Annotated in this window: 16 protein-coding genes and 2 tRNA genes; 11 read left to right on the forward strand and 7 right to left on the reverse strand. The window is 71.1% G+C overall.

All coding sequences use genetic code 11. The features are described from left to right. Nucleotides 1-59: 59 nt before the first annotated feature. On the forward strand, nucleotides 60-1,007 hold the full coding sequence (locus tag ACJ9NR_RS14930) for a D-2-hydroxyacid dehydrogenase (RefSeq protein WP_412488051.1): 948 nt from the start codon (nucleotides 60-62) through the stop codon (nucleotides 1,005-1,007). A 23-nt stretch (nucleotides 1,008-1,030) separates the two neighbouring features. Then, a complete protein-coding gene (locus ACJ9NR_RS14935; RefSeq protein WP_412488052.1) occupies nucleotides 1,031-2,458 on the forward strand; it encodes an amidase in 1,428 nt (475 codons plus the stop codon). On the opposite strand, the gene ACJ9NR_RS14940 is transcribed toward ACJ9NR_RS14935, so the two are convergent. Beyond that, on the reverse strand, nucleotides 2,439-2,933 hold the full coding sequence (locus ACJ9NR_RS14940; protein ID WP_412488053.1) for a DUF3830 family protein: 495 nt from the start codon (nucleotides 2,931-2,933) through the stop codon (nucleotides 2,439-2,441). The two genes, ACJ9NR_RS14935 and ACJ9NR_RS14940, sit on opposite strands and share 20 nt — an antisense overlap. Before the next feature lie 189 nt (nucleotides 2,934-3,122). Between ACJ9NR_RS14940 and ehuB the strand changes: the two genes are divergently transcribed. From ehuB to ACJ9NR_RS14970, 6 genes are all read left to right on the forward strand, one after another. After that, the gene (gene ehuB / locus ACJ9NR_RS14945; protein ID WP_412488054.1) at nucleotides 3,123-4,022 is read left to right on the forward strand and encodes an ectoine/hydroxyectoine ABC transporter substrate-binding protein EhuB; all 900 of its coding nucleotides are present in this window, start codon (nucleotides 3,123-3,125) and stop codon (nucleotides 4,020-4,022) included. A gap of 12 nt (nucleotides 4,023-4,034) precedes the next feature. After that, a complete protein-coding gene (gene ehuC / locus ACJ9NR_RS14950; RefSeq protein ID WP_412488055.1) occupies nucleotides 4,035-4,787 on the forward strand; it encodes an ectoine/hydroxyectoine ABC transporter permease subunit EhuC in 753 nt (250 codons plus the stop codon). Next, nucleotides 4,784-5,428, forward strand: coding sequence for an ectoine/hydroxyectoine ABC transporter permease subunit EhuD (gene ehuD / locus ACJ9NR_RS14955; RefSeq protein WP_412488056.1), 645 nt, complete (start codon nucleotides 4,784-4,786; stop codon nucleotides 5,426-5,428). The genes ehuC and ehuD overlap by 4 nt, the downstream gene beginning before the upstream one ends. Further along, a complete protein-coding gene (gene ehuA, locus ACJ9NR_RS14960) occupies nucleotides 5,418-6,248 on the forward strand; it encodes an ectoine/hydroxyectoine ABC transporter ATP-binding protein EhuA (RefSeq protein ID WP_412488057.1) in 831 nt (276 codons plus the stop codon). Before ehuD ends, ehuA begins: the two co-directional genes overlap by 11 nt. Before the next feature lie 224 nt (nucleotides 6,249-6,472). Then, a complete protein-coding gene (locus ACJ9NR_RS14965; RefSeq protein ID WP_412488058.1) occupies nucleotides 6,473-7,231 on the forward strand; it encodes an IclR family transcriptional regulator in 759 nt (252 codons plus the stop codon). Nucleotides 7,232-7,327: 96 nt separating this feature from the next. After that, nucleotides 7,328-7,401: transfer RNA gene (locus tag ACJ9NR_RS14970), tRNA-Lys, on the forward strand. A 124-nt stretch (nucleotides 7,402-7,525) separates the two neighbouring features. Here ACJ9NR_RS14970 and ACJ9NR_RS14975 read toward each other — a convergent pair. From ACJ9NR_RS14975 to ACJ9NR_RS14995, 5 genes are all read right to left on the reverse strand, one after another. Next, nucleotides 7,526-9,157, reverse strand: coding sequence for an AMP-binding protein (locus ACJ9NR_RS14975; RefSeq protein WP_412488059.1), 1,632 nt, complete (start codon nucleotides 9,155-9,157; stop codon nucleotides 7,526-7,528). A 40-nt stretch (nucleotides 9,158-9,197) separates the two neighbouring features. Further along, nucleotides 9,198-9,665, reverse strand: coding sequence for a DUF3592 domain-containing protein (locus ACJ9NR_RS14980; protein ID WP_412488060.1), 468 nt, complete (start codon nucleotides 9,663-9,665; stop codon nucleotides 9,198-9,200). Between the two features lie 90 nt (nucleotides 9,666-9,755). Further along, on the reverse strand, nucleotides 9,756-10,361 hold the full coding sequence (locus ACJ9NR_RS14985; protein WP_412488061.1) for a lytic polysaccharide monooxygenase auxiliary activity family 9 protein: 606 nt from the start codon (nucleotides 10,359-10,361) through the stop codon (nucleotides 9,756-9,758). Between the two features lie 97 nt (nucleotides 10,362-10,458). Beyond that, the gene (locus ACJ9NR_RS14990; RefSeq protein WP_412488062.1) at nucleotides 10,459-11,571 is read right to left on the reverse strand and encodes an SPFH domain-containing protein; all 1,113 of its coding nucleotides are present in this window, start codon (nucleotides 11,569-11,571) and stop codon (nucleotides 10,459-10,461) included. 91 nt (nucleotides 11,572-11,662) lie between these two features. After that, a complete protein-coding gene (locus ACJ9NR_RS14995) occupies nucleotides 11,663-13,018 on the reverse strand; it encodes a peptidoglycan-binding protein (RefSeq protein WP_412488063.1) in 1,356 nt (451 codons plus the stop codon). Nucleotides 13,019-13,203: 185 nt separating this feature from the next. On the opposite strand from ACJ9NR_RS14995, the gene ACJ9NR_RS15000 reads away from it, so the two are divergent. The 3 genes from ACJ9NR_RS15000 to glxA all read left to right on the forward strand — a co-directional run bounded on the left by ACJ9NR_RS15000 (nucleotide 13,204) and on the right by glxA (nucleotide 17,688). Beyond that, nucleotides 13,204-13,277, forward strand: a tRNA-Lys gene (locus tag ACJ9NR_RS15000). A gap of 449 nt (nucleotides 13,278-13,726) precedes the next feature. After that, on the forward strand, nucleotides 13,727-15,754 hold the full coding sequence (locus tag ACJ9NR_RS15005) for a glycosyltransferase family 2 protein (RefSeq protein ID WP_412488064.1): 2,028 nt from the start codon (nucleotides 13,727-13,729) through the stop codon (nucleotides 15,752-15,754). Further along, nucleotides 15,751-17,688 carry a radical copper oxidase GlxA gene (gene glxA, locus ACJ9NR_RS15010; protein ID WP_412488065.1) on the forward strand — a complete coding sequence of 646 codons (1,938 nt, stop codon included), beginning with the start codon at nucleotides 15,751-15,753 and terminating at the stop codon, nucleotides 17,686-17,688. Before ACJ9NR_RS15005 ends, glxA begins: the two co-directional genes overlap by 4 nt. Nucleotides 17,689-17,756: 68 nt before the next feature. Here glxA and ACJ9NR_RS15015 read toward each other — a convergent pair whose 3' ends face one another. Then, a complete protein-coding gene (locus tag ACJ9NR_RS15015) occupies nucleotides 17,757-18,779 on the reverse strand; it encodes a glycoside hydrolase family 6 protein (protein ID WP_412488066.1) in 1,023 nt (340 codons plus the stop codon). Nucleotides 18,780-18,802 lie beyond the last annotated feature (23 nt).

Raw genomic sequence — 18,802 nt, forward strand, 5'->3', positions numbered from 1 at the left:
GCGTGGTCAAACCTCGCATGTCAGACGGCCACGGCAACCCTCCAGAAACGGCTCCCCGCATGACCACCCCCACTGTTCTCGTCCTGGACGCCGAGCCGCCGCCCCGCCTCGGCAGCCTCACCGGACGCGCCCGTGTCGAGCACACCGACGCCTCGGCGCTCGCCGAGCGGCTGCCGCACGCGGACGTGCTCCTGGTGTGGGACTTCACGTCCCGGGCCGTGCGCTCGGCCTGGCCGGGCGAGGGGCCGCGGCCGCGCTGGGTGCACACCGCGAGCGCCGGTGTGGATCATCTGATGTGTCCGGAACTCGCCGCCTCCGACACCGTGGTGACCAACGCGCGCGGCGTCTTCGACCAGCCCATCGCCGAGTACGTCGCCGCCCTGGTGCTGAGCATGGCCAAGGACCTGCCCAGGACGCTGGAGCTGCAGCGGGAGCGGACCTGGCGGCACCGCGAGACCCAGCGGGTCGCGGGCACCCGCGCGTGCGTCGTCGGCTCGGGCCCCATCGGCCGTACGATCGCCCGCACGCTCAAGGCGCTCGGCGTCGACACCGCGCTCGTCGGCCGGGAGGCGCGCACCGGAGTCCACGGCCCCGAGGACCTGGACCGGCTGATCGCGCGCGCCGACTGGGTGATCGCGGCCGCCCCGCTCACCGAGCAGACGCACGGCATGTTCGACGCCCGGCGCTTCGGGGTGATGCAGCCCTCCGCGCGGTTCATCAACATCGGGCGCGGTCCGCTGGTCGTCGAGGAGGCGCTGGCGCGGGCGCTCGCCAGGCGGTGGATCGCGGGCGCCGCCCTGGACGTCTTCGAGCACGAGCCGCTCACCCCGGACAGCCCGTTGTGGGAGGTTCCGGGGCTGATCGTGTCCCCGCACATGAGCGGCGACACGGTCGGCTGGCGTGATCAGCTCGGCACCCAGTTCCTGGAGTTGTACGAGCGCTGGCAGGCGGGCAGACCCCTGCTGAACGTGGTCGACAAGAAGCGCGGCTACGTACCGGGACGCTGAACCGACTGGGCCCTGGAGGGCAGATGACGGACCCCGACCTCACCGAGCTGACCGCCGTACGACTCGTCGAGGGTTACCGCAAGGGCGAGTTCACCCCGGAGGAGGCCACCCGCGCCGCGCTGGAACGGGCCGAGCAGATCCAGCCAGATGTGAACGCGTTCGTGCGGCTGCTGCCCGAGGAGGCCCTCGCCGGGGCCCGCGCGTCCACGGAGCGCTGGCGGCGCGGCGAGCCGCTGGGGCTGGTCGACGGGGTCCCAGCGACCGTCAAGGACATCCTGCTGCTGCGCGGCACGCCCACGCTCAAGGGCTCCAGGACGATCTCCGAGAACGGCCGCTGGGAGGAGGACGCCCCGTCGGCCGCCCGGCTGCGCGAGCACGGTGCCGTCTTCCTCGGCAAGACCACGACGCCCGAGTTCGGCTGGAAGGGCGTCACCGACTCGCCCCTGTCCGGGGTGACCCGCAACCCGCACGACTTCTCGCGCACCTCGGGCGGCTCCAGCGGCGGCGCGGCGGCGGCCGTGGCACTCGGCGCGGGCCCGCTCGCGCTGGGCACGGACGGCGGCGGCAGCGTCCGCATCCCGGCCGCCTTCTGCGGGGTCTTCGGCCTGAAGCCGACGTACGGGCGGGTGCCGCTGTATCCGGCGAGCGCGTTCGGCACGCTGGCGCACGTGGGTCCGATGGCCCGGGACGCGGCGGACGCGGCGCTGCTGCTGGACGTGATCGGCGCTCCCGACAGCCGCGACTGGTCCGGGCTGCCGGCCGCCCCCGGTTCCTTCTCGGCGCGGCTGACGGGCGGCGTGAAGGGCCTGCGGGTGGCGTACTCGCCGTCCCTCGGCGGTCAGGTGGCGGTGCGTCCGGCGGTCGCCGCCGCGGTGCGGCGGGCGGTGGAGCGGCTGGCCGGGCTCGGCGCGTACGTCGAGGAGACCGACCCCGACTTCGCCGACCCGGTGGAGGCCTTCCACACCCTGTGGTTCTCCGGGGCGGCCCGGGTGACCCAGCAACTCGGCCCGCACCAGCGGGGGCTGCTCGACCCCGGGCTGCGGGAGATCTGCGCGGCCGGTGCCCGCCGCTCCGCGCTGGACTACCTCGCCGCGGTGGACGTCCGCATGGAGCTCGGCCGCCGGATGGGCCGCTTCCACGACACCTTCGACCTGCTGGTCACGCCGACGCTGCCGATCACCGCGTTCGAGGCGGGCGAGGAGGTGCCGAAGGGGGGCCGTCACCGGCGCTGGACCGGGTGGACGCCGTTCACCTACCCGTTCAACATGACGCAGCAGCCGGCGGCGTCCGTCCCCGTCGGGACCGACGAGGACGGACTGCCGATCGGTCTGCAGCTGGTGGCCGCCCGGCACCGGGACGAGCTGGTGCTGCGGGCGGCCCACACGCTCTACGAGGCCGGGATCGCTTCGAGCGGCCTCGCCCGGACCGGGATCACGCGCGCCGGAAGGTGAGCTTCTCCCCCGCCGCTCCCGAGCGCCACAGGTCGTTGCAGCCCTCGGCCATCTCCTCGAGGCCCTCGACGACCTGGCCCCAGACGATGCCGGGGACCCAGCCCACGTCGGCGTTGAGCAGGAGGTTGTTGCGCTCGTAGAAGAGGGCGAGGTCGACGAGCGTCGTGCCCGCGCGGACCTCGCGGTCGTAGCCGTAGGCCCGGGTGCCGAGCTCCGCGCCGGCGAAGGAGAAGTAGCACAGGTCGCCCGGGATGGGCGTCACCGTGGGGTTCTCCAGAGGCGGCTCCCTCTGCGCGAACGGCTCGAACAGCGCGTAGATCTCGTTGCGGGCGTACTTGGCGTGGTAGACGTCACCTCCCAGGGGCAGCGCGTCCCAGACCGCCGCGCAGGTGAGCGGCGCGCGGTCGTCCAGGAGCTTCGCCGTGCAGCTGACTCCCCGTTCGGCAAGAGAGACTTTTAGGTATCGATCGCCCATGTGACCCCCCTTGCCCGGTGCCGGACCCGCTCATGCATCGGTCCCGCGCAGAACGAGAAGGTCTCGCTTAGGCCACCGTTCAGTCACATCGGCTGTTCAGTAGGCATAGACCACGGAGATCGGGCAGGCACCCCCACTGGTCTGCGTACGGGCAGGCCTGGCAAGGCTCTCTGTGGAGGTCGAGTGTCCATGTCCGAGTTCCCGAACCTGTCCCGCCGGGGTTTCCTGACGAGAACGGCGGCTGTCGGCGGCCTGCTCACCGTCCCCGGGCTGCTCACCGCCTGCAGCAAGACCGACAGCGGTGACGGCAAGGGATCGAAGCTGGAGCAGCTCAAGAAGCAGGGCTACGTGAAGGTGGCCTACGCCAACGAGGCGCCCTACGGCTACAAGGAGAACGGCCAGCTCAAGGGCGAGGCGCCCACGCTGCACCGGGAGATCTTCAAGGCTCTCGGGGTCGACGAGCTGCGTCCGACCTTCTCCGAGTGGGACGGGCTGATCCCGGGTCTGCAGGCCGGCAAGTACGACGTGATCAGCGCCGGTATGGCGATCATCCCCGACCGGTGCGAGAAGGCCCTGTTCTCCGAGCCGGAGTTCATCTCCCCCACCGCGATGATGGTGAAGAAGGGCAACCCCAAGAACCTCTCCGACCTCGCGTCGGCGAAGAAGGCCGGGGTCACCATCGGCGTGATGTCGGGCGCGGTCGAGAAGGACTACGCCACCGCCGCCGGGATCTCCTCGGGCAGCATCAAGACGCTGCAGAAGCCGCAGGACGGCGCGGACGCGGTCAAGGGCGGCCGGATCGACGCCTTCCTGCTGACCAGCATCTCGCTGAACTGGCTGGCCAAGAACAACAGCGGCCTGGAGGTCACCGAGCCCTTCATCCCGGAGGTCGACGGCAAGAAGCAGTACAGCCCGGGCGGCGCCGTCTTCCGCAAGGGCAACGAGGAGCTGCGGAACGCCTTCAACGCGCAGCTGAAGAAGATCACCTCCGACCCGGCCCGCTATGTGAAGCTGATCGGCCAGTACGGCTTCGGCAAGGAGACCATCCCGCCGGCGAACCTCAAGACCGCAGACCTCTGCAAGGGCTGAGGACGCCTGCCCATGGGTGACTTCTATTCGTACTTCTTCGACCACCTGTCGGACGTGTGGTCGGGGCTGTTGGTGACGGTCGAGGCGACGGTGCTCGGCTCGGCCGTCGCGCTGGCCCTGTCCTTCGTGTTCGGCTTCATGGCGAACAGCAGGCCCGTGCTCGTGCGGGGGGTGTCACGGGTCCTCGTGGAGTTCTTCCGCGGGACCTCGCTGTACGTGCAGCTGTTCTGGCTCTACTACGCCTTCCCGCTGGTGGCCGGCTACGAGCTGTCGCCGCTGTTCTGCGGCGTACTGGCGTTCGGCATGAACTACGGCGCCTACGGCTCGGAGGTGGTGCGCGGCGCGCTGAACGCGGTGCCGAAGGCGCAGTGGGAGGCAGCCGTGGCGCTGAACATGACACCGCTGCAGCGCATGCGCCGGGTGATCCTGCCGCAGGCCTGGGTGCAGATGATCCCGCCGTTCACCAACCTGCTGATCCAGCTGCTGAAGGCGACGCCGCTGCTGTGGCTGATCACGGCGACCGACCTGACCACGGTGGTCCAGCACATGCGTGACCGCACGGGCGCCACGACCTGGGCCTATCTGACCCTGCTGGTGATGTACTTCGTGCTCGCCTACGCGCTGACGCTGCTGATGAACCTGCTGGAACGACGGGCCAAGACCCGGCTCGGGCAGTACACCAGCGCCCGCAGCCTGCTGCGCAGCCACAGCGCCGAGTCGGCGGAGAAGGCCGAGCTGGCGCAGGCCACGGGAGGTGGCGGATGAACTACACCTGGGACTGGAACGCCGTCCAGGAGTCCCTGCCACTGCTGTGGGACGGCTTCAAGATCACGCTGCTGGCGACCGTCCTCGGCACGCTGGTGGCCGCCGTCCTCGGGCTGCTCGTCGCCATGGCCGGACGGGCTCCGACCCGGCTGGTGACCGTGCCGGTCCGGGCGGTCACCGAGTTCATCCGGTCCACCCCGATGCTGGTGCAGCTGGTCGGCGCCTACACCATCTTCAACACCGTCGAGCCGCTCACCATCGGCATCACGGTGCTCGGCATCCACTACGCCTCCTACATGTCGGAGGTGTACCGGGCGGGCATCGACGCCGTCCCGAAGGGCCAGTGGGAGGCCTGCCGGGCGCTGTCCATGTCGCCGCGGCGGACCTGGCAGGCCGTGATCCTCCCGCAGGCGGTGCGCAACGTGCTGCCCGCGCTGGGCAACTACGGCATCGCCATGTTCAAGGAGACGCCGTTCCTGGCCGTCATCACGGTCCAGGAGATGGTCTTCCACGCCCGGGAGTACGGCGCGGACCACTTCACCTACGTCGAGACGTTCACCCTCGCGGGCCTGATCTTCCTTGCGGCGAGCTATCCCACCTCGCTGCTGATGAGAAAACTGGAGAAGCGCCTTGGCCACTGACGACCCCCTGCAGAAGACGAACCCGGAGGACCGCGTGCGGGACGCCGCCGCGACGGGTCACCTGGTCGTGTTCGACCAGGTGGTCAAGCGCTACGGCGACCACGTCGTGCTCGACCACCTCGACTTCGCGGTCGACCGCGGCCAGCACGTGACCCTGATCGGGCCGAGCGGCTCCGGCAAGACCACCATCCTGCGGCTGCTGATGACGCTGGAACAGATCAGCGGAGGGCTGATCCTGGTGGGCGGCCGGCCGCTGTCGCACATGACCGGCCCCAACGGTTCGCTCAAGCCGGCCAGCGAGAAGTACCAGCGCGACATACGCAAGAAGATCGGGATGGTCTTCCAGCAGTTCAACCTCTTCCCGAACATGAACGTGCTGCAGAACATCACCGAATCACCGGTCAACGTGCTCGGCCTGGACCGCGCGGAGGCGGAGGCGCGCGCCGAGGAACTGCTCGACATGGTGGGCCTGCGGGAGAAGATCAAGGCGCACCCGACCCAGCTGTCCGGCGGCCAGCAGCAGCGGGTCGCGATCGCCCGGGCGCTCGCCATGCGTCCGGAGATCCTGCTGCTCGACGAGGTGACCTCGGCCCTGGACCCCGAACTGGTGGCCGGTGTGCTCGACCTGCTGAGGGAGATCGCGCACAGCACCGACATCACCATGCTCTGCGTGACCCACGAGATGAACTTCGCCCGTGACATCTCCGACCGCGTGATGATGTTCGACAAGGGCAAGATCGTCGAATCCGGTACGCCGGAGAAGATCTTCAGCGAGCCGGAGAACGACCGGACGCGGGAGTTCCTCAGCGCGGTGCTGTGAACGCCGGAGGCTGAACGCCGTTCAGCCTCCGAGGCCCGGGCGCCGGGGCGTGCCCTTGGCATGTGCCGGCGTGCCCGCGCCGCTGCTGAGAGCGGTGCGGCGGGGTGCGGATCTCGCCAACGGCCGCTCACAACACGGCCCTTGGCCGTTATCGTGGAACCGTTGACGCTGTCCGGATCACGGCCCAGTTGGAGAGCGACCGAGCAAGCGCAGGGGGATGCACCGTGGCGCTGAAGCACGAGCCGACCGCGCCGCACCACTCGGCCCAGGACGCGCTGCGCGTCCTGGAAGCCGTGGTGCGGCACACGACCGGAGTCACCGACACCCAGCTCGCCCGTCTCACCGACCTCGCCCCGGAGCGGCTGACCACCCTCCTGCGGATGCTGCGTCGTGAGGGTTACGTCGAGCAGATCACCGAGGGGGCGTACGTCACCGGCGACACCCTCACCCGGCTCGGCTCCGCCCAGGGCCGCGACCGGGCCCTGCGCGAGAAGCTCCAGCGCACCCTGGACCGGCTGCGCGACTCGGTGGGCGCCGCGGTCTACCTCAGCCGGTACGTCGACGGCGAGGTCAGCGTCGCCCAGTACGCCGACGGGCCCACCACCCCGGTGGTGCACGAGTGGGTCGACTTCCGCTCCTCGGCGCACGCCACCGCGATCGGCAAGAGCCTGCTCGGCCAGCTGGACCACAACGGCCGGCGCGACCACCTCTCCCGGCACCGGCCGGCCCGGCTGACCTCGCGCACCATCACCAGCGACCGGCTGCTGCTCTCGCACCTCGAGGCACAGCCGCCCACCGTGCCCCACCTCGACCTGCAGGAGTACGCGGTCGGCACGGTCTGCGCGGCCGTCCCGGTCAGCGCCGGCAGCTCGGTCGGCTGTCTGGCCCTGTCGCTGCCCGTCGAGGACGCCCACCGCCTGCGCCGGGCCGCGGACACCCTGAACCGCAACGCGACCCCGGTGCTGCTGTCGCTGGCGATCTAGCCGTTCCCGGGTGGTCGGAAGCACCCCCGCGGACCAGGTAGTATTTTCTTCGTCGCCACCCGCGGGAGCACAGATCCGGCGGGCGGCGGGAGTCATGCGCCGCTAGCTCAGTTGGTTAGAGCAGCTGACTCTTAATCAGCGGGTCCGGGGTTCGAGTCCCTGGCGGCGCACAATATCGGTGGCGGTTTGTGTTCGCGGAAAGCGCGAACGCGAGCCGCCATCGTCGTGTCTGCCGCATCGTCGTGTCTGCGCGGCCTCGCCACGCGAAGTGGGGGCTCCGTCACCCACGCCCCCTCACGGAAGACCTCTCGTGCGCACCAGCGGCCCTTCGGCGTCCTCCGGGGTGAGCCGCCGGTACGCGCGCTCCCCGGGCGGTCGCCACCACACGGGGTCCGCGCACCGGAGACCTTCCTTCCGCAGCCTCGCCCGGTGGATCTTGTTCGTGGCCGTGACCGGCATCCGCTCCACCACCCGGACGAACCGGGGCGCCATCTTCGTGCCGAGGTCGGGCTGGGCGTCGAGGAAGTCCGCGAAGCCCGCCGGGTCGAAGGTTCCGGCGACGGTCGCCATCACCTGGTCGCCGGTGACCGGGTCGGGCACCGCGTAGACGGCGACGGCGGCGGCCCCGTCGTAGCGGGCGAGGATGTTCTCGATCGCCGCGGCGGCCAGGTTCTCGCTGTCGACGCGGAGGCGGTCGTCGGTGCGGCCGGCGAAGTAGAGGTAGCCGTCGGTGTCCCGGTAGAAGAGGTCGCCGGTCCAGTACCAGCCGCCCCGGCGCAGCCGTTCGGCCTCCGCCGCCGGGTTGCGCCAGTACCCCTCGAAGGGGTTGGGCGCCTTGTTCACCAGCTCCCCTATGGCCTCGTCGCCGTTGAGCAGCCGCCCCGCCGCGTCGAAGGCGGCGGGCGGGCACTCCTCGCGGGTGTGCGCGTCGAGTACGACGAGGCCGGGCGCCGCCCGCCCGATCGCCCCGGCCGGTGTCCCCGGCGACCACTGCACGGCCGCGCCGCCCTCCGAGGAGCCGTACCCCTCCACCAGCCGCACCCCGAACCGCCGCTCGAAGGCCGCCGCGTCCGCCGCCCCCGCCTCCGTGCCGAAGCCGAGCCGGAGCGGGTTGTCCCGGTCGTCGGGGCGCTCCTCGGTGGCGAGGACGTACTGCACGGCCCGTCCCACGTAGGTGAAGTAGGTGGCCCCGAACCGGCGGACGTCGGACAGGAAGCGGGAGGCCGTGAAGCGCCGCCGCAGCGCCACCCCCGCGCCGGCGGCGAGCGCGGGCGCCCAGTCGGCGATCACCGCGTTGCCGTGGAACATCGGCATGCAGACGTAGTGCACGTCGTCGCGGCGCACCCCGAACTGGCCGGCCAGCGAGCGCCCGGCCGCGGCCAGCCGGCCCTGGGAGCAGATCGCGGCCTTGGGGGCGCCGGTCGAACCGGAGGTGAAGTACAGCAGCAGGCGGTCGCCGGGCGCGGCCCGGGAGGGATCCGGCCGGGCGTCCGCGTACGGCGCCAGCAGCCGCTCGTACTCCTCGCTGCCGGTCACCAGCAGGCGCACCCCCGGGAGGTCGAGGCCGGCCAGGAGCGGCAGACGGGACTGATCGGTGACGACGGTCCGGCACTCGGTGTGCAGGATGTCGCGGGCCAGCTCGGCGCCGCGGCGGGTGGGGTTGATCCCGGCGACGGCCGCGCCCGCGAGGGCCGCCGCGCCCAGCCACAGCGGGTACTCGGGGGTGTTGTCGAGCAGCACGCCCACATGGGGCTCGGCACCGGGCGGCAGCAGGTCCGCGAGCAGCGCGGCCCGGGCCGCGGCGCCGGCGGCCACCTCGTGGTGGCTGAGGACCAGGTCCTCGTACCACAGCCCCGGCCGGTGGTCGCCGAACCGCTCCGCCACGAGCTCCGCGACCGTGCCCCCGCGCGTCTGCCTGGACTCCATGGCCGCGCAGCGTAGCTGACGGCCCATCAGATGTGGAGGGTCAGAACCCCGCCAGGTCGTTGTCCAGGAAGACCCCGGTGTACACGGCCATGAAGCCGACGCAGAACACCACCACGACCCCGAGGAGGACGAGGACACAGCCGGCCCCGGCCGCCGCCCGCCGGCGCCGTCCCGGGTCGTGGGCGGTCGCGACCACCGCGGGGCCGTCCGTGTAGTGGACGGTGACGAGGTCGCCCTCCAGCCGGGTCGCCGGACCGTTGTCCTCCTCGAAGCGGATCTCGCGGCCGTCGTGGGTCGTGAACTCGTAGACGTGGTGCAGCGTGGTGCTCACCGGGGAGTCACTGCCGCCGCCGTGCGCCGTCGCGAACGTCCGCAGGCAGCGCCCCTGGGCCGTGAGCCCGCTCCGCCAGGCGGCGCGGATCTGCCACCACCGGCGCACCACGCGGTACGCCATCAGCAGCGCGCCCGCCATGATCAGGCAGGGCAGGAGAAAGAACACCGCGTCCATGGGATCCCCCGATCTCAGGTACCGCCCTACCTGCCGGTAGGCATGGAAGGACGGTACCCGGGGTGACCGGCGGGTTGTCTCAAGTGATGCTCAGAACGTGACGTCCGCGCAGGAGTAGAACGCGTTGCCGGTGTCGGCGATCGTCCATACCGCGACGATCATGTGGTGGCCGCTCAGCCCGGACGGCAGGGTGCCGCTGTGGGAGAGGGTGGAGGGGGGACGCTGCCCGTAGTAGGGCACCGTCAGGAACGGCGTGGTGTTGAGGTCCGAGCGGGCCAGGCCGTGGTTCTGGTTCCAGCCCTGCCGGGTGACGTAGTACTTGAAGTCGGTCGTGGCGTGCATGGCGGTGAACTGCCAGCGGAAGGTGTACCGCTGACCGCCCGTCACCCTGGTGGTGGGCCAGGCGCCGCCGGACGGTGTCCTGGGGCTGTCGAGCTGGGAGAAGCGGGCGTTGCCGCCGGAGCAGATGGAGCCGTCGGCGGGCCCGGCGGCCGGGAAGCCCTTGGGGCCCTCGACGCTCTGCGGCTCGTACTGGATGTCGCCGCAGTTGGTCACCGTGCCGTTGGCGCACAGCTTCTGCCTGCTGACGGGGAGGTCGGTGTAGCCGTGGCCGCTCGCGCTGCCGACGGAGAGCACGAAGGCCCCTGCCGTGGTGAGCCCGAGCGCGGCGGCGTACCACTTGGTCTTTCTGCGCATGCTGCCGCTCCTGAAGAACGTGGGGGAAGTTCCATGAGGCGTGCAGGTCTAGACCAAGCGTCAGAATATTGCCGTTACTTGAACGTGTCCATACCAGTCACGGCACCCGTTCGCCGCGCCCCGCGCAGAACGCCACCGTCAAGTCCCTGACCAGGGCCTTGCGTTCGTAGTCGTCCAGGTCCACCAGGCCGCGCACGGTCAGCCGGGTCACCGTGTCCTCCACCGAGTCGACCACCGAGGTGAGCACGCTCGCCCGGTGCCGCGCGTCCAGCGCCGCGACCCGGCGGCGGTGCATCGCGGGGGCCACCTCGGGGGCGTACTCGATCCGGACCGGCTGCACGGAGAACACCTCGAGCCCCACCGGCGCCGCGTCCGCCGCCGTCAGCCGGGTCAGCGCGGCCCGGGACTCCTCCACCTGGGTCCGCGTCCCGCCGGGCGCCTCCACGGGCACCCGGGCCAGGGCCGCCTCCACGCACTCGCGCAGATAGGTCTCGTGGTCGTCGATGCCCAGCACCGCCCGCGCGGTGTCCCGCACCCGCCACACCACCAGCACCACCACGCGCAGCGCGACACCGTCGCCGTCGACCGCGGGCATCGGCTCGCTGCGCCAGTGCCGCAGCCGTACGTCGACCCGGCGGCGCAGCAGCAGCGGGTTGACCCACATCAGCCCGGTGCGCCGGACGGTCCCCCGGTAGCGGCCGAACAGCCCGAGCACCCAGGCCCGCCCGGTCCGGCCCCGGGCCAGCCCGCCGAACCCGAGGACACCGAGCGCGCCCGCGCCCGCGTAGGCCGCCCACTGCAGGGGGCCGAGCCCGGCCCCCGGGTACGCGGGCAGCCGCAGGGCCGCCACCGCGAGCGGCGGCAGGACCCCCGCCCACCACGAGGCGGCCACGCACCCGGCCGCCCCGCAGACCCCGGCCAGCAGGCCCGCCGCGCCGGGCAGCACCCGTGCGGGCCGCTCCCCCAGCTCCGGGTCGACCTGCGGCACGAACCGCGGCTTCGCCGGCGACGGGCGCCGCAGCCGCGGCTGCTCGCCGGTGCCGTGCCGGCGGCCGACGACCGTCGGTCTGAGCGGCACGGACACCGGGTCGGATTCGTCCCGGAAGAGCAGATGGACGGGGATCTCGGTGGTCGCCTCGTTCTGGATGAGGCGCCCGTGCCTGCCGGGACCCTCGGATTCGGGCGTCTGTGACGTGGTCGTCGTACTCATGCGTGCCTCCAGCCTCCGCGCCAGATGCGTCACAACAGGTGGGTGGAACAGAGCCGTCCACGGCGGACGGCCCCTTGGGGGACCGGAACGCTCAGGAGAACAGCCGTCTCCACGTCTCCGGCCCCGGAAAGCCGTCCGCCGCGCCGCCGCGCCACCCCTGGGAGCGCTGGAAGGCCTCGACATTGCGCCGGTCCGCCTCGCCCCAGCGCGGCCCCGGCCCGGTCGTGTAGTACGCGCCGAACCCTTTCTTCACCAGTTGCTCCCCCAGCCTGGTGACCTGTTCGCCGACCGCCCCCGGCCGGAACATCGCCCGCCCCGGGTAGCCGGGCACCTCCTCGGTGGCGGGCGCAGGCCCGCCCGCCTTCCCGCCCGCCTTCCCGGCCGCCGGGACCGGCCTGCCCGTCCCGGACGTCAGCAGCTCCCAGGTCCGGGGCCCCGGCAGCCCGTCCGCCGCCACCCCCTGCCAGCCCTGGGCCAGCTGGAACGCCTCGGTGGCCCGCCGGTCCGCATCCGACCAGCGCGGTCCGGGGCCCGAGGTGTAGAAGCGCCCGGCGCCGCGCGCGACGAGCATCTCGCCGAGCCGGGTGACGTACTTGTTGTTCGCGCCGGGACCGAAGTAGGCCGCTCCCGGGTAGGGCGTCCTGGTGCCCACGGTGGCCGGCGCACCCGGCTTCGCCTCCCCCGGGTCGGGCGCGAGCCCGGTGTACCGGTAGGGGACGTACCGGTCGGAGTTGGTCCAGTAGGCGTAGGGGGTGGCCTGCTTGCGGGTGTGCGGGGGCGTCTGCTCGTAGGCGATGTAGCTGCTGTGGGTGTAGTCGGTCCAGCCGCCGAAGATGACGACGTGGGAGCCCTTCTCCGGGTTCTGCGGGTTGTGGAACAGCAGGATGTCGCCGGGCTGCAGTTCCTCCTTGGAGACCTGCGTGCCGTACTGGCCGAGGCTGCCGGTCCATTCGTTGCGGGGCAGGCCCCAGGCCATCGAGACATAGCCCGAGCAGTCCTGCCGGTAACCGTCGGACCAGTAGTCGGTCATGCTGTACGGCACCTGCGCCTCGACCCACGCCTTGGCCCGGTTGATGATCTCCGCGCGGGTCGTCGCGGGCGTCCTGCGCACCTCGGCGTGCCTGGCCGTCTCCCCGCCGCGGCCGTACAGCGGGGCCTGGTGGCCCTGCGGCGACCGGGGCCCGTCCTCCGCCGGGGCACCGGGAGCGGGCGGTGCCTGCGGGGCCGCGAGCGCCGGGGCCGCCTGCCCCGCGCCGAGCGCGCCGGACGCCGCGGCCGCCACGATCACGGCCGCGCGGGTCCCCCCGCCCGGGCGCAGCCAGGGGTGCGGGAGGGCGGCCGGGTGGCGCACCGTCCGCGAGTACGGCAGGACGCGGCGCCAGTGCGCGCACCCGGGGCAGTCGCAGTCGTTCGCCGGATCGAATTCCTCGAACACCGGAGCCGCCATGCGATTCCCCTCACACTCCCGATGGAAAAGACCGCGCGTGTCCACAGTGATCACTGTGCCAACGGTCGCCCGGACTCGCATGTTGACGGTCCGAATGATGTACGGCCCCCTCCCCGGCCTGCACCGCGCCGCGGCCCGGCGGTCGGGACCACCCCGGCGGTCCGGTAGAGTGACGGGGTCGGCCGGCGCCGCTAGCTCAGTTGGTTAGAGCAGCTGACTCTTAATCAGCGGGTCCGGGGTTCGAGTCCCTGGCGGCGCACGGACAGGAAGGCCTCCCGCTCACGCGGGGGGCCTTCCTCGTGTTCCCTCCGGGACGCCCCCGACGCGGCGCGGCCGGGCTCTCCACCACGCATCCACAAGGACCCCACTCGCACACCAATGAACGCGTATGACCGGTAAACACCGCGTTTCGCATCTTGCGATCATGATGAGCGCTGTAGAACCCTGTTCTCCAAGATGCTGCGGATACGCGGCAGTTGGGGGGCTAGTAAGCGGTTGCCGGTTCTGCGGGGATAGGGGCTCCGCGCACGAGCCGATGCCGAGGGGGGCATCATGCAACCGGAAGGGCGCGGTTCCATGTCCATAGGTGTGGAGAGTGTGGTGACCGCCGCCCGCCGCTGATACGTCCGTGAAGAGCCGAGGGGGGCTCGGCCACGGGCGGAAGGAACCGACACGACACGCGGTGACCTGCGTGTGGGGGGATGACTCATGACGTCGACGCCGACGGGCGCCCGGCAGGACTCCGACCCGTCAGACACTACACAGCTCAGAGTGGACTCGCTGCGGAACAGCACCACCGGCCAGTTCCGCAGGATCAAGAGGAATCTGCCGAGATACGACTACGAGCACTACAGCAGGCTGGCCGGCCCCCTCACCGAGCCGGATCCCGGCAAGCCGTACAAGGTGCAGTACCGCTCGCTGCTCTCGCAGGAGCCGCACCGCCTGCGTGCCGCCCTGATGCTGGGCGCGGCGCCGCTGCTGTCGCTGGTCCTGCTCGCCTGGCTGCTGCAGCCGGAGCACTGGACCGAACGCGACTACCCCGCCTTCGACTTCCTGCCGGTGCTCGACGTCGTGATGCTCGTCTCGATCGGCCTGATCGAGTTCTTCCGCTGCATGAACGTGCTGTCCAACGCACACGCCACGCTGGTCGCCCGCGACCCGGTCCCGGTGGTCCCGGAGACCGGCACGAGAGTGGCGTTCATCACGACGTACGTGCCCGGCAAGGAACCCCTGGAGATGGTCACCAGGACCCTGGAGGCGGCCGTACGGCTGCGCCACCGGGGCCTGCTGCACGTCTGGCTGCTCGACGAGGGCGACGACCCCGAGGTGAAGGCGGTCTGCGCGCGCCTCGGGGTGCACCACTTCTCCCGCAAGGGGGTCGAGCGGTGGAACCGGAAGAAGGGCCCGCACCGGGCCAGAACCAAGCACGGCAACTACAACGCCTGGCTCGAGGCGCACGGCGACGACTACGACTTCTTCGCCTCCGTCGACACCGACCACGTGCCGCTGCCCAACTACCTGGAGCGGATGCTCGGCTTCTTCCGCGACCCGGACGTCGGCTTCGTCATCGGCCCGCAGGTCTACGGCAACTACGACAACCCCATCACCAAGGCCGCCGAGTCCCAGCAGTTCCTCTTCCACGCGCTGATCCAGCGGGCGGGCAACCGCTACGGCGCCCCGATGTTCGTCGGCACGTCGAACGCCGTACGCATCACGGCGCTCAAGCAGATCGGCGGCCTGTACGACTCGATCACCGAGGACATGGCCACCGGCTTCGAGATCCACCGGCACCGGAACCCGGCCACCGGCCGGAAGTGGCGGTCGGTGTACACGCCGGACGTGCTCGCCGTCGGTGAGGGCCCGGGCGCCTGGACGGACTTCTTCACCCAGCAGCTGCGCTGGTCGCGGGGGACGTACGAGACGATCCTGAAGCAGTACTGGAAGGGCTGGTTCTCGCTGCCCCCGGGCAAGCTCTTCAACTACACCATGATGATCATCTTCTACCCGATGTCGGCCCTCAACTGGATCCTGGCGGCGCTCAGTTGCGCGCTCTTCCTGGGCCTGGGCGCCTCGGGTGTGAACATCGACCCGACGGTCTGGCTGATGCTGTACGGCAACGCCTCCGCGCTGCAGATCGGCCTCTACGTCTGGAACCGCCGGCACAACGTCTCCCCGCACGAGCCGGAGGGCTCCGGCGGTGTCGCGGGCATGGTGATGTCGGCCCTGTCGGCGCCGATCTACGCCCGCTCGCTGATGGACGCCGTGCTGCGCCGCAAGAGCAGGTTCGTGGTGACCCCCAAGGGCGACTCCGCGAGCCCGGACACGCTGCTGGGGACCTTCCGGGTCCACCTCTTCTTCATCCTGGTCTTCGGCGGCTCGATCGCCGCCGGTCTCGCGCTCGGGCACTCGCACCCGGCCATGATCATCTGGGCCTCGTTCGCCCTGCTGATCACCGCGTCGCCGATCTTCGCCTGGCAGTACTCGCTGCGGCAGGCGAAGCGGCAGGCCCCGGCGCCGGTCCCGGCGCCGGCGGGGCAACCGGGCCCGGCGGCGCACGCGCCCGCCCACCAGCCGCAGCCGCTGCCCGCCCGGCAGCAGACGGCGCACGCACCGCACGGCCCGGCACACCGGCCCAGCTGGGCGGGTGCGAGCTCCGGTCCGGACGACGGCACGGGCGCGGACGACGACCAGACGATGCAGATCGCCCTGGGTGGATTCGGGGGACGTAAGGAATGAACGACCGTGCAGGCCGCCGCCGCGCCCGTCGACTCGCGATCGGTACGGCGGTGGTACTCGCGCTGGCCGGGATGAACGGTCCGTGGCTCTACCGCTTCAGCACCGAGAAATACCACGAGTACCAGATCAACAAGCCCGAGTACAAAGCGGACAACGGCCACTGGGACATCGTCGAGTTCCCGCCGGAGTACCGGCAGGACACCATCCACGCGGCGCTGCTGCGCACCGGCAAGGTGCTGCTGGTCGCCGGCTCGGGCAACAACCAGGACAACTTCGACAAGAAGAAGTTCGACACCCGGATCTGGGACCCGGTCAAGGGCACCGTCAAGAAGGTGCCGACGCCCGCCGACCTGTTCTGCACGGGGCACACCCAGCTGTCGAACGGCAATCTGCTGATCGCGGGCGGCACCAAGCGGTACGAGAAGCTGAAGGGTGACGTCACCAAGGCCGGCGGCCTGATGGTCGTCCACAACGAGAACCCGGACAAGCCGGTCACGCTGCCCGCGGGCACCAGGTTCACCGGCCGGGAGAACGGCAAGACCTTCGTCTCGAAGGACCCGGTGCTCGTGCCGCGCGCGAAGAAGGTCTTCGACAAGGCGACCGGGGAGTTCCTGCGCAACGACCCGGGGCTCGGCCGGATCTACGTCGAGGCGGGGAAGAGCGGCACCGAGTACGAGACCGGCACCCAGGACAACTACCGGATCCAGGGGCTGACCGGCGCCGAGGCCCGCAACACCTACGGCATCGCGCAGAAGCTCGCACTCGACAAGAAGGACTTCCAGGGGATCAGGGACGCCTTCGAGTTCGACCCGGTCGCCGAGAAGTACATCAAGGTCGACCCGATGCACGAGGCCCGCTGGTACCCGACGCTCACCACCCTCGGCGACGGCAGGATCCTCAGCGTCTCCGGCCTGGACGACATCGGCCAGCTGGTGCCGGGCAAGAACGAGATCTTCGACCCGAAGACCGGGAAGTGGACGTACACCTCGAAGATCCGCCAGTTCCCGACCTACCCGGCGCTGTTCCTGATGCGGAACGGCAAGATCTTCTACTCGGGGTCGAACGCGGGGTACGGGCCGGACGACGTGGGCCGCGACCCGGGCATCTGGGACGTCGGCACCAACACGTTCACCAAGCTGTCCGGGCTGAGCGACGCCGACCGGATGGAGACCTCCGGCACGGTGCTGCTGCCGCCCGCGCAGAGCGAGAGGTTCATGGTGATCGGCGGCGGCGGGGTCGGCGAGTCCAGGCTGTCCAGCAACAGGACCCGGCTGATCGACCTGAAGGACGACAACCCGAGGTTCGTGGACGGGCCGGTGCTCGAGAAGGGCACGCGCTACCCGCAGTCCTCCGTGCTGCCCGACGACTCGGTGCTGATCTCCGGCGGTTCCGAGGACTACCGCGGGCGCAGCGACTCCAACATCCACCAGGCACGGCTGTACCACCCGGACACCAACCGGTTCGAGCGGGTCGCGGATCCCCTGGTGGGCCGCAACTACCACTCCGGGTCGATCCTGCTGCCCGACGGGCGGGTGATGTTCTTCGGGTCGGACTCCCTCTACGCGGACAAGGCCAACACCAGGCCGGGCAAGTTCGAGCAGCGGATCGAGATCTACACGCCGCCCTACCTCTACCGGGGCTCGAGGCCGTCGCTGTCGGGCGGCCCGCGGACGATCGCCCGGGGCGCCAGGGGGACGTTCACCTCACCGCAGGCCTCGGCCATCAAGAAGGTGCGGCTGATCCGGCCCAGTGCGTCGACCCACGTCACGGACGTCGACCAGCGGTCGATCGCGCTGGACTTCACCACCTCCGGCGACAGGATCACGGTGACCGTGCCCAAGAGCCGGAACCTCGTCCAGTCGGGCTGGTACATGATGTTCGCCGACGACGACCAGGGGACGCCGAGCAAGGCGCAGTGGGTCAGGGTTCCCTAGGCCCTAGGACTTCCCTAGGGCTTCCCCAGGCCGTCCCAGGCCCTGTCCGGTGCCGCGGCACCCACCGGCTACTGCTTGCCGGCCTTGCCGGCCTTGGCGAGGGCGAGTGCGTAACTCGCCCACCACTGGCCCGCCTTGGGCCCGCCCTTGCAGGTGCCGTCCGACTCCCCCGGGCGCTTGACCCACAGGTAGGCGTCCACCAGGGGGTCGGCCGTCCTCGTCGTCGGGGTGTCGCCCAGGGCGCGGCCCGGCGGATTGCACCAGCGTTCGCCGGGATCGCCGCCCGTGTACGGGCCGTTGCCGTTGCGGCTGGTGTCGATGACGAAGTGCTTGCCGCCCACCTTCGCGGACAGCTGCTTGCCGTAGGCGATGGAGTCCTCGGTCGAGTAGAAGTTGGAGACGTTGACCGCGAAGCCGTCGGCCCGGTCGACGCCCGCCTGCTTCAGGGGCTGGAAGATCTGGTCGGGGTGGCCCCAGCCCGCGTTGCCCGCGTCCAGGTAGACCCGGGTGTGCTTCAGGGACTTGAGCTCGGTGATCGCGCCCTTGAGGAGGTCGTAGCGCTCCTCGTGGAACTGGTCCGGGGTGCAGCCGTCCACCAGGTGCAGCACGGCGTCCGGTTCGAGGATCACCGTGGCCGCGCGGTCCCCGATGCCCGCCGCCACACCGTCGATCCAGCCGCGGTAGGCGTCGCCGTCGGCCGCGCCGCCCTGCGAGTACTGGCCGCAGTCGCGGTGCGGGATGTTGTAGAGGACGAGGAGCGCGGTGCGGCCGGCCTCGTCGGCGGCCTCCGTGAAGCCCTTGGCCTCCCGCTCGGGGTTCTCCGGGCCGATCCACTCGCCGGTCGGCTGCTCGGCGATCTTGCGGATCTGCTCGGCGTCGGCGTCCTTGCCGGACTTCTCGTAGGCGGTCACCTGACGTGCCGCGTTCCCGTCCGGGTTGACCCAGTACGGGTCGCTCTCCTTGGGCTGCTGGGTGATCTTCGCGCCGGCGCCGTCGTCCGGGCCGTCTCCGGAGGAACACCCCGCGACGAGCAGTGCCGCCCCCAGCACCGCCGCGGAGGTCCGCACTCCGGCCCCCCTCATGCCGTACATCCAACTCCCCCTTGGGTGCACCG

The sequence above is a fragment of the Streptomyces sediminimaris genome (genome assembly GCF_047049295.1).
Classification (GTDB): domain Bacteria; phylum Actinomycetota; class Actinomycetes; order Streptomycetales; family Streptomycetaceae; genus Streptomyces; species Streptomyces sediminimaris.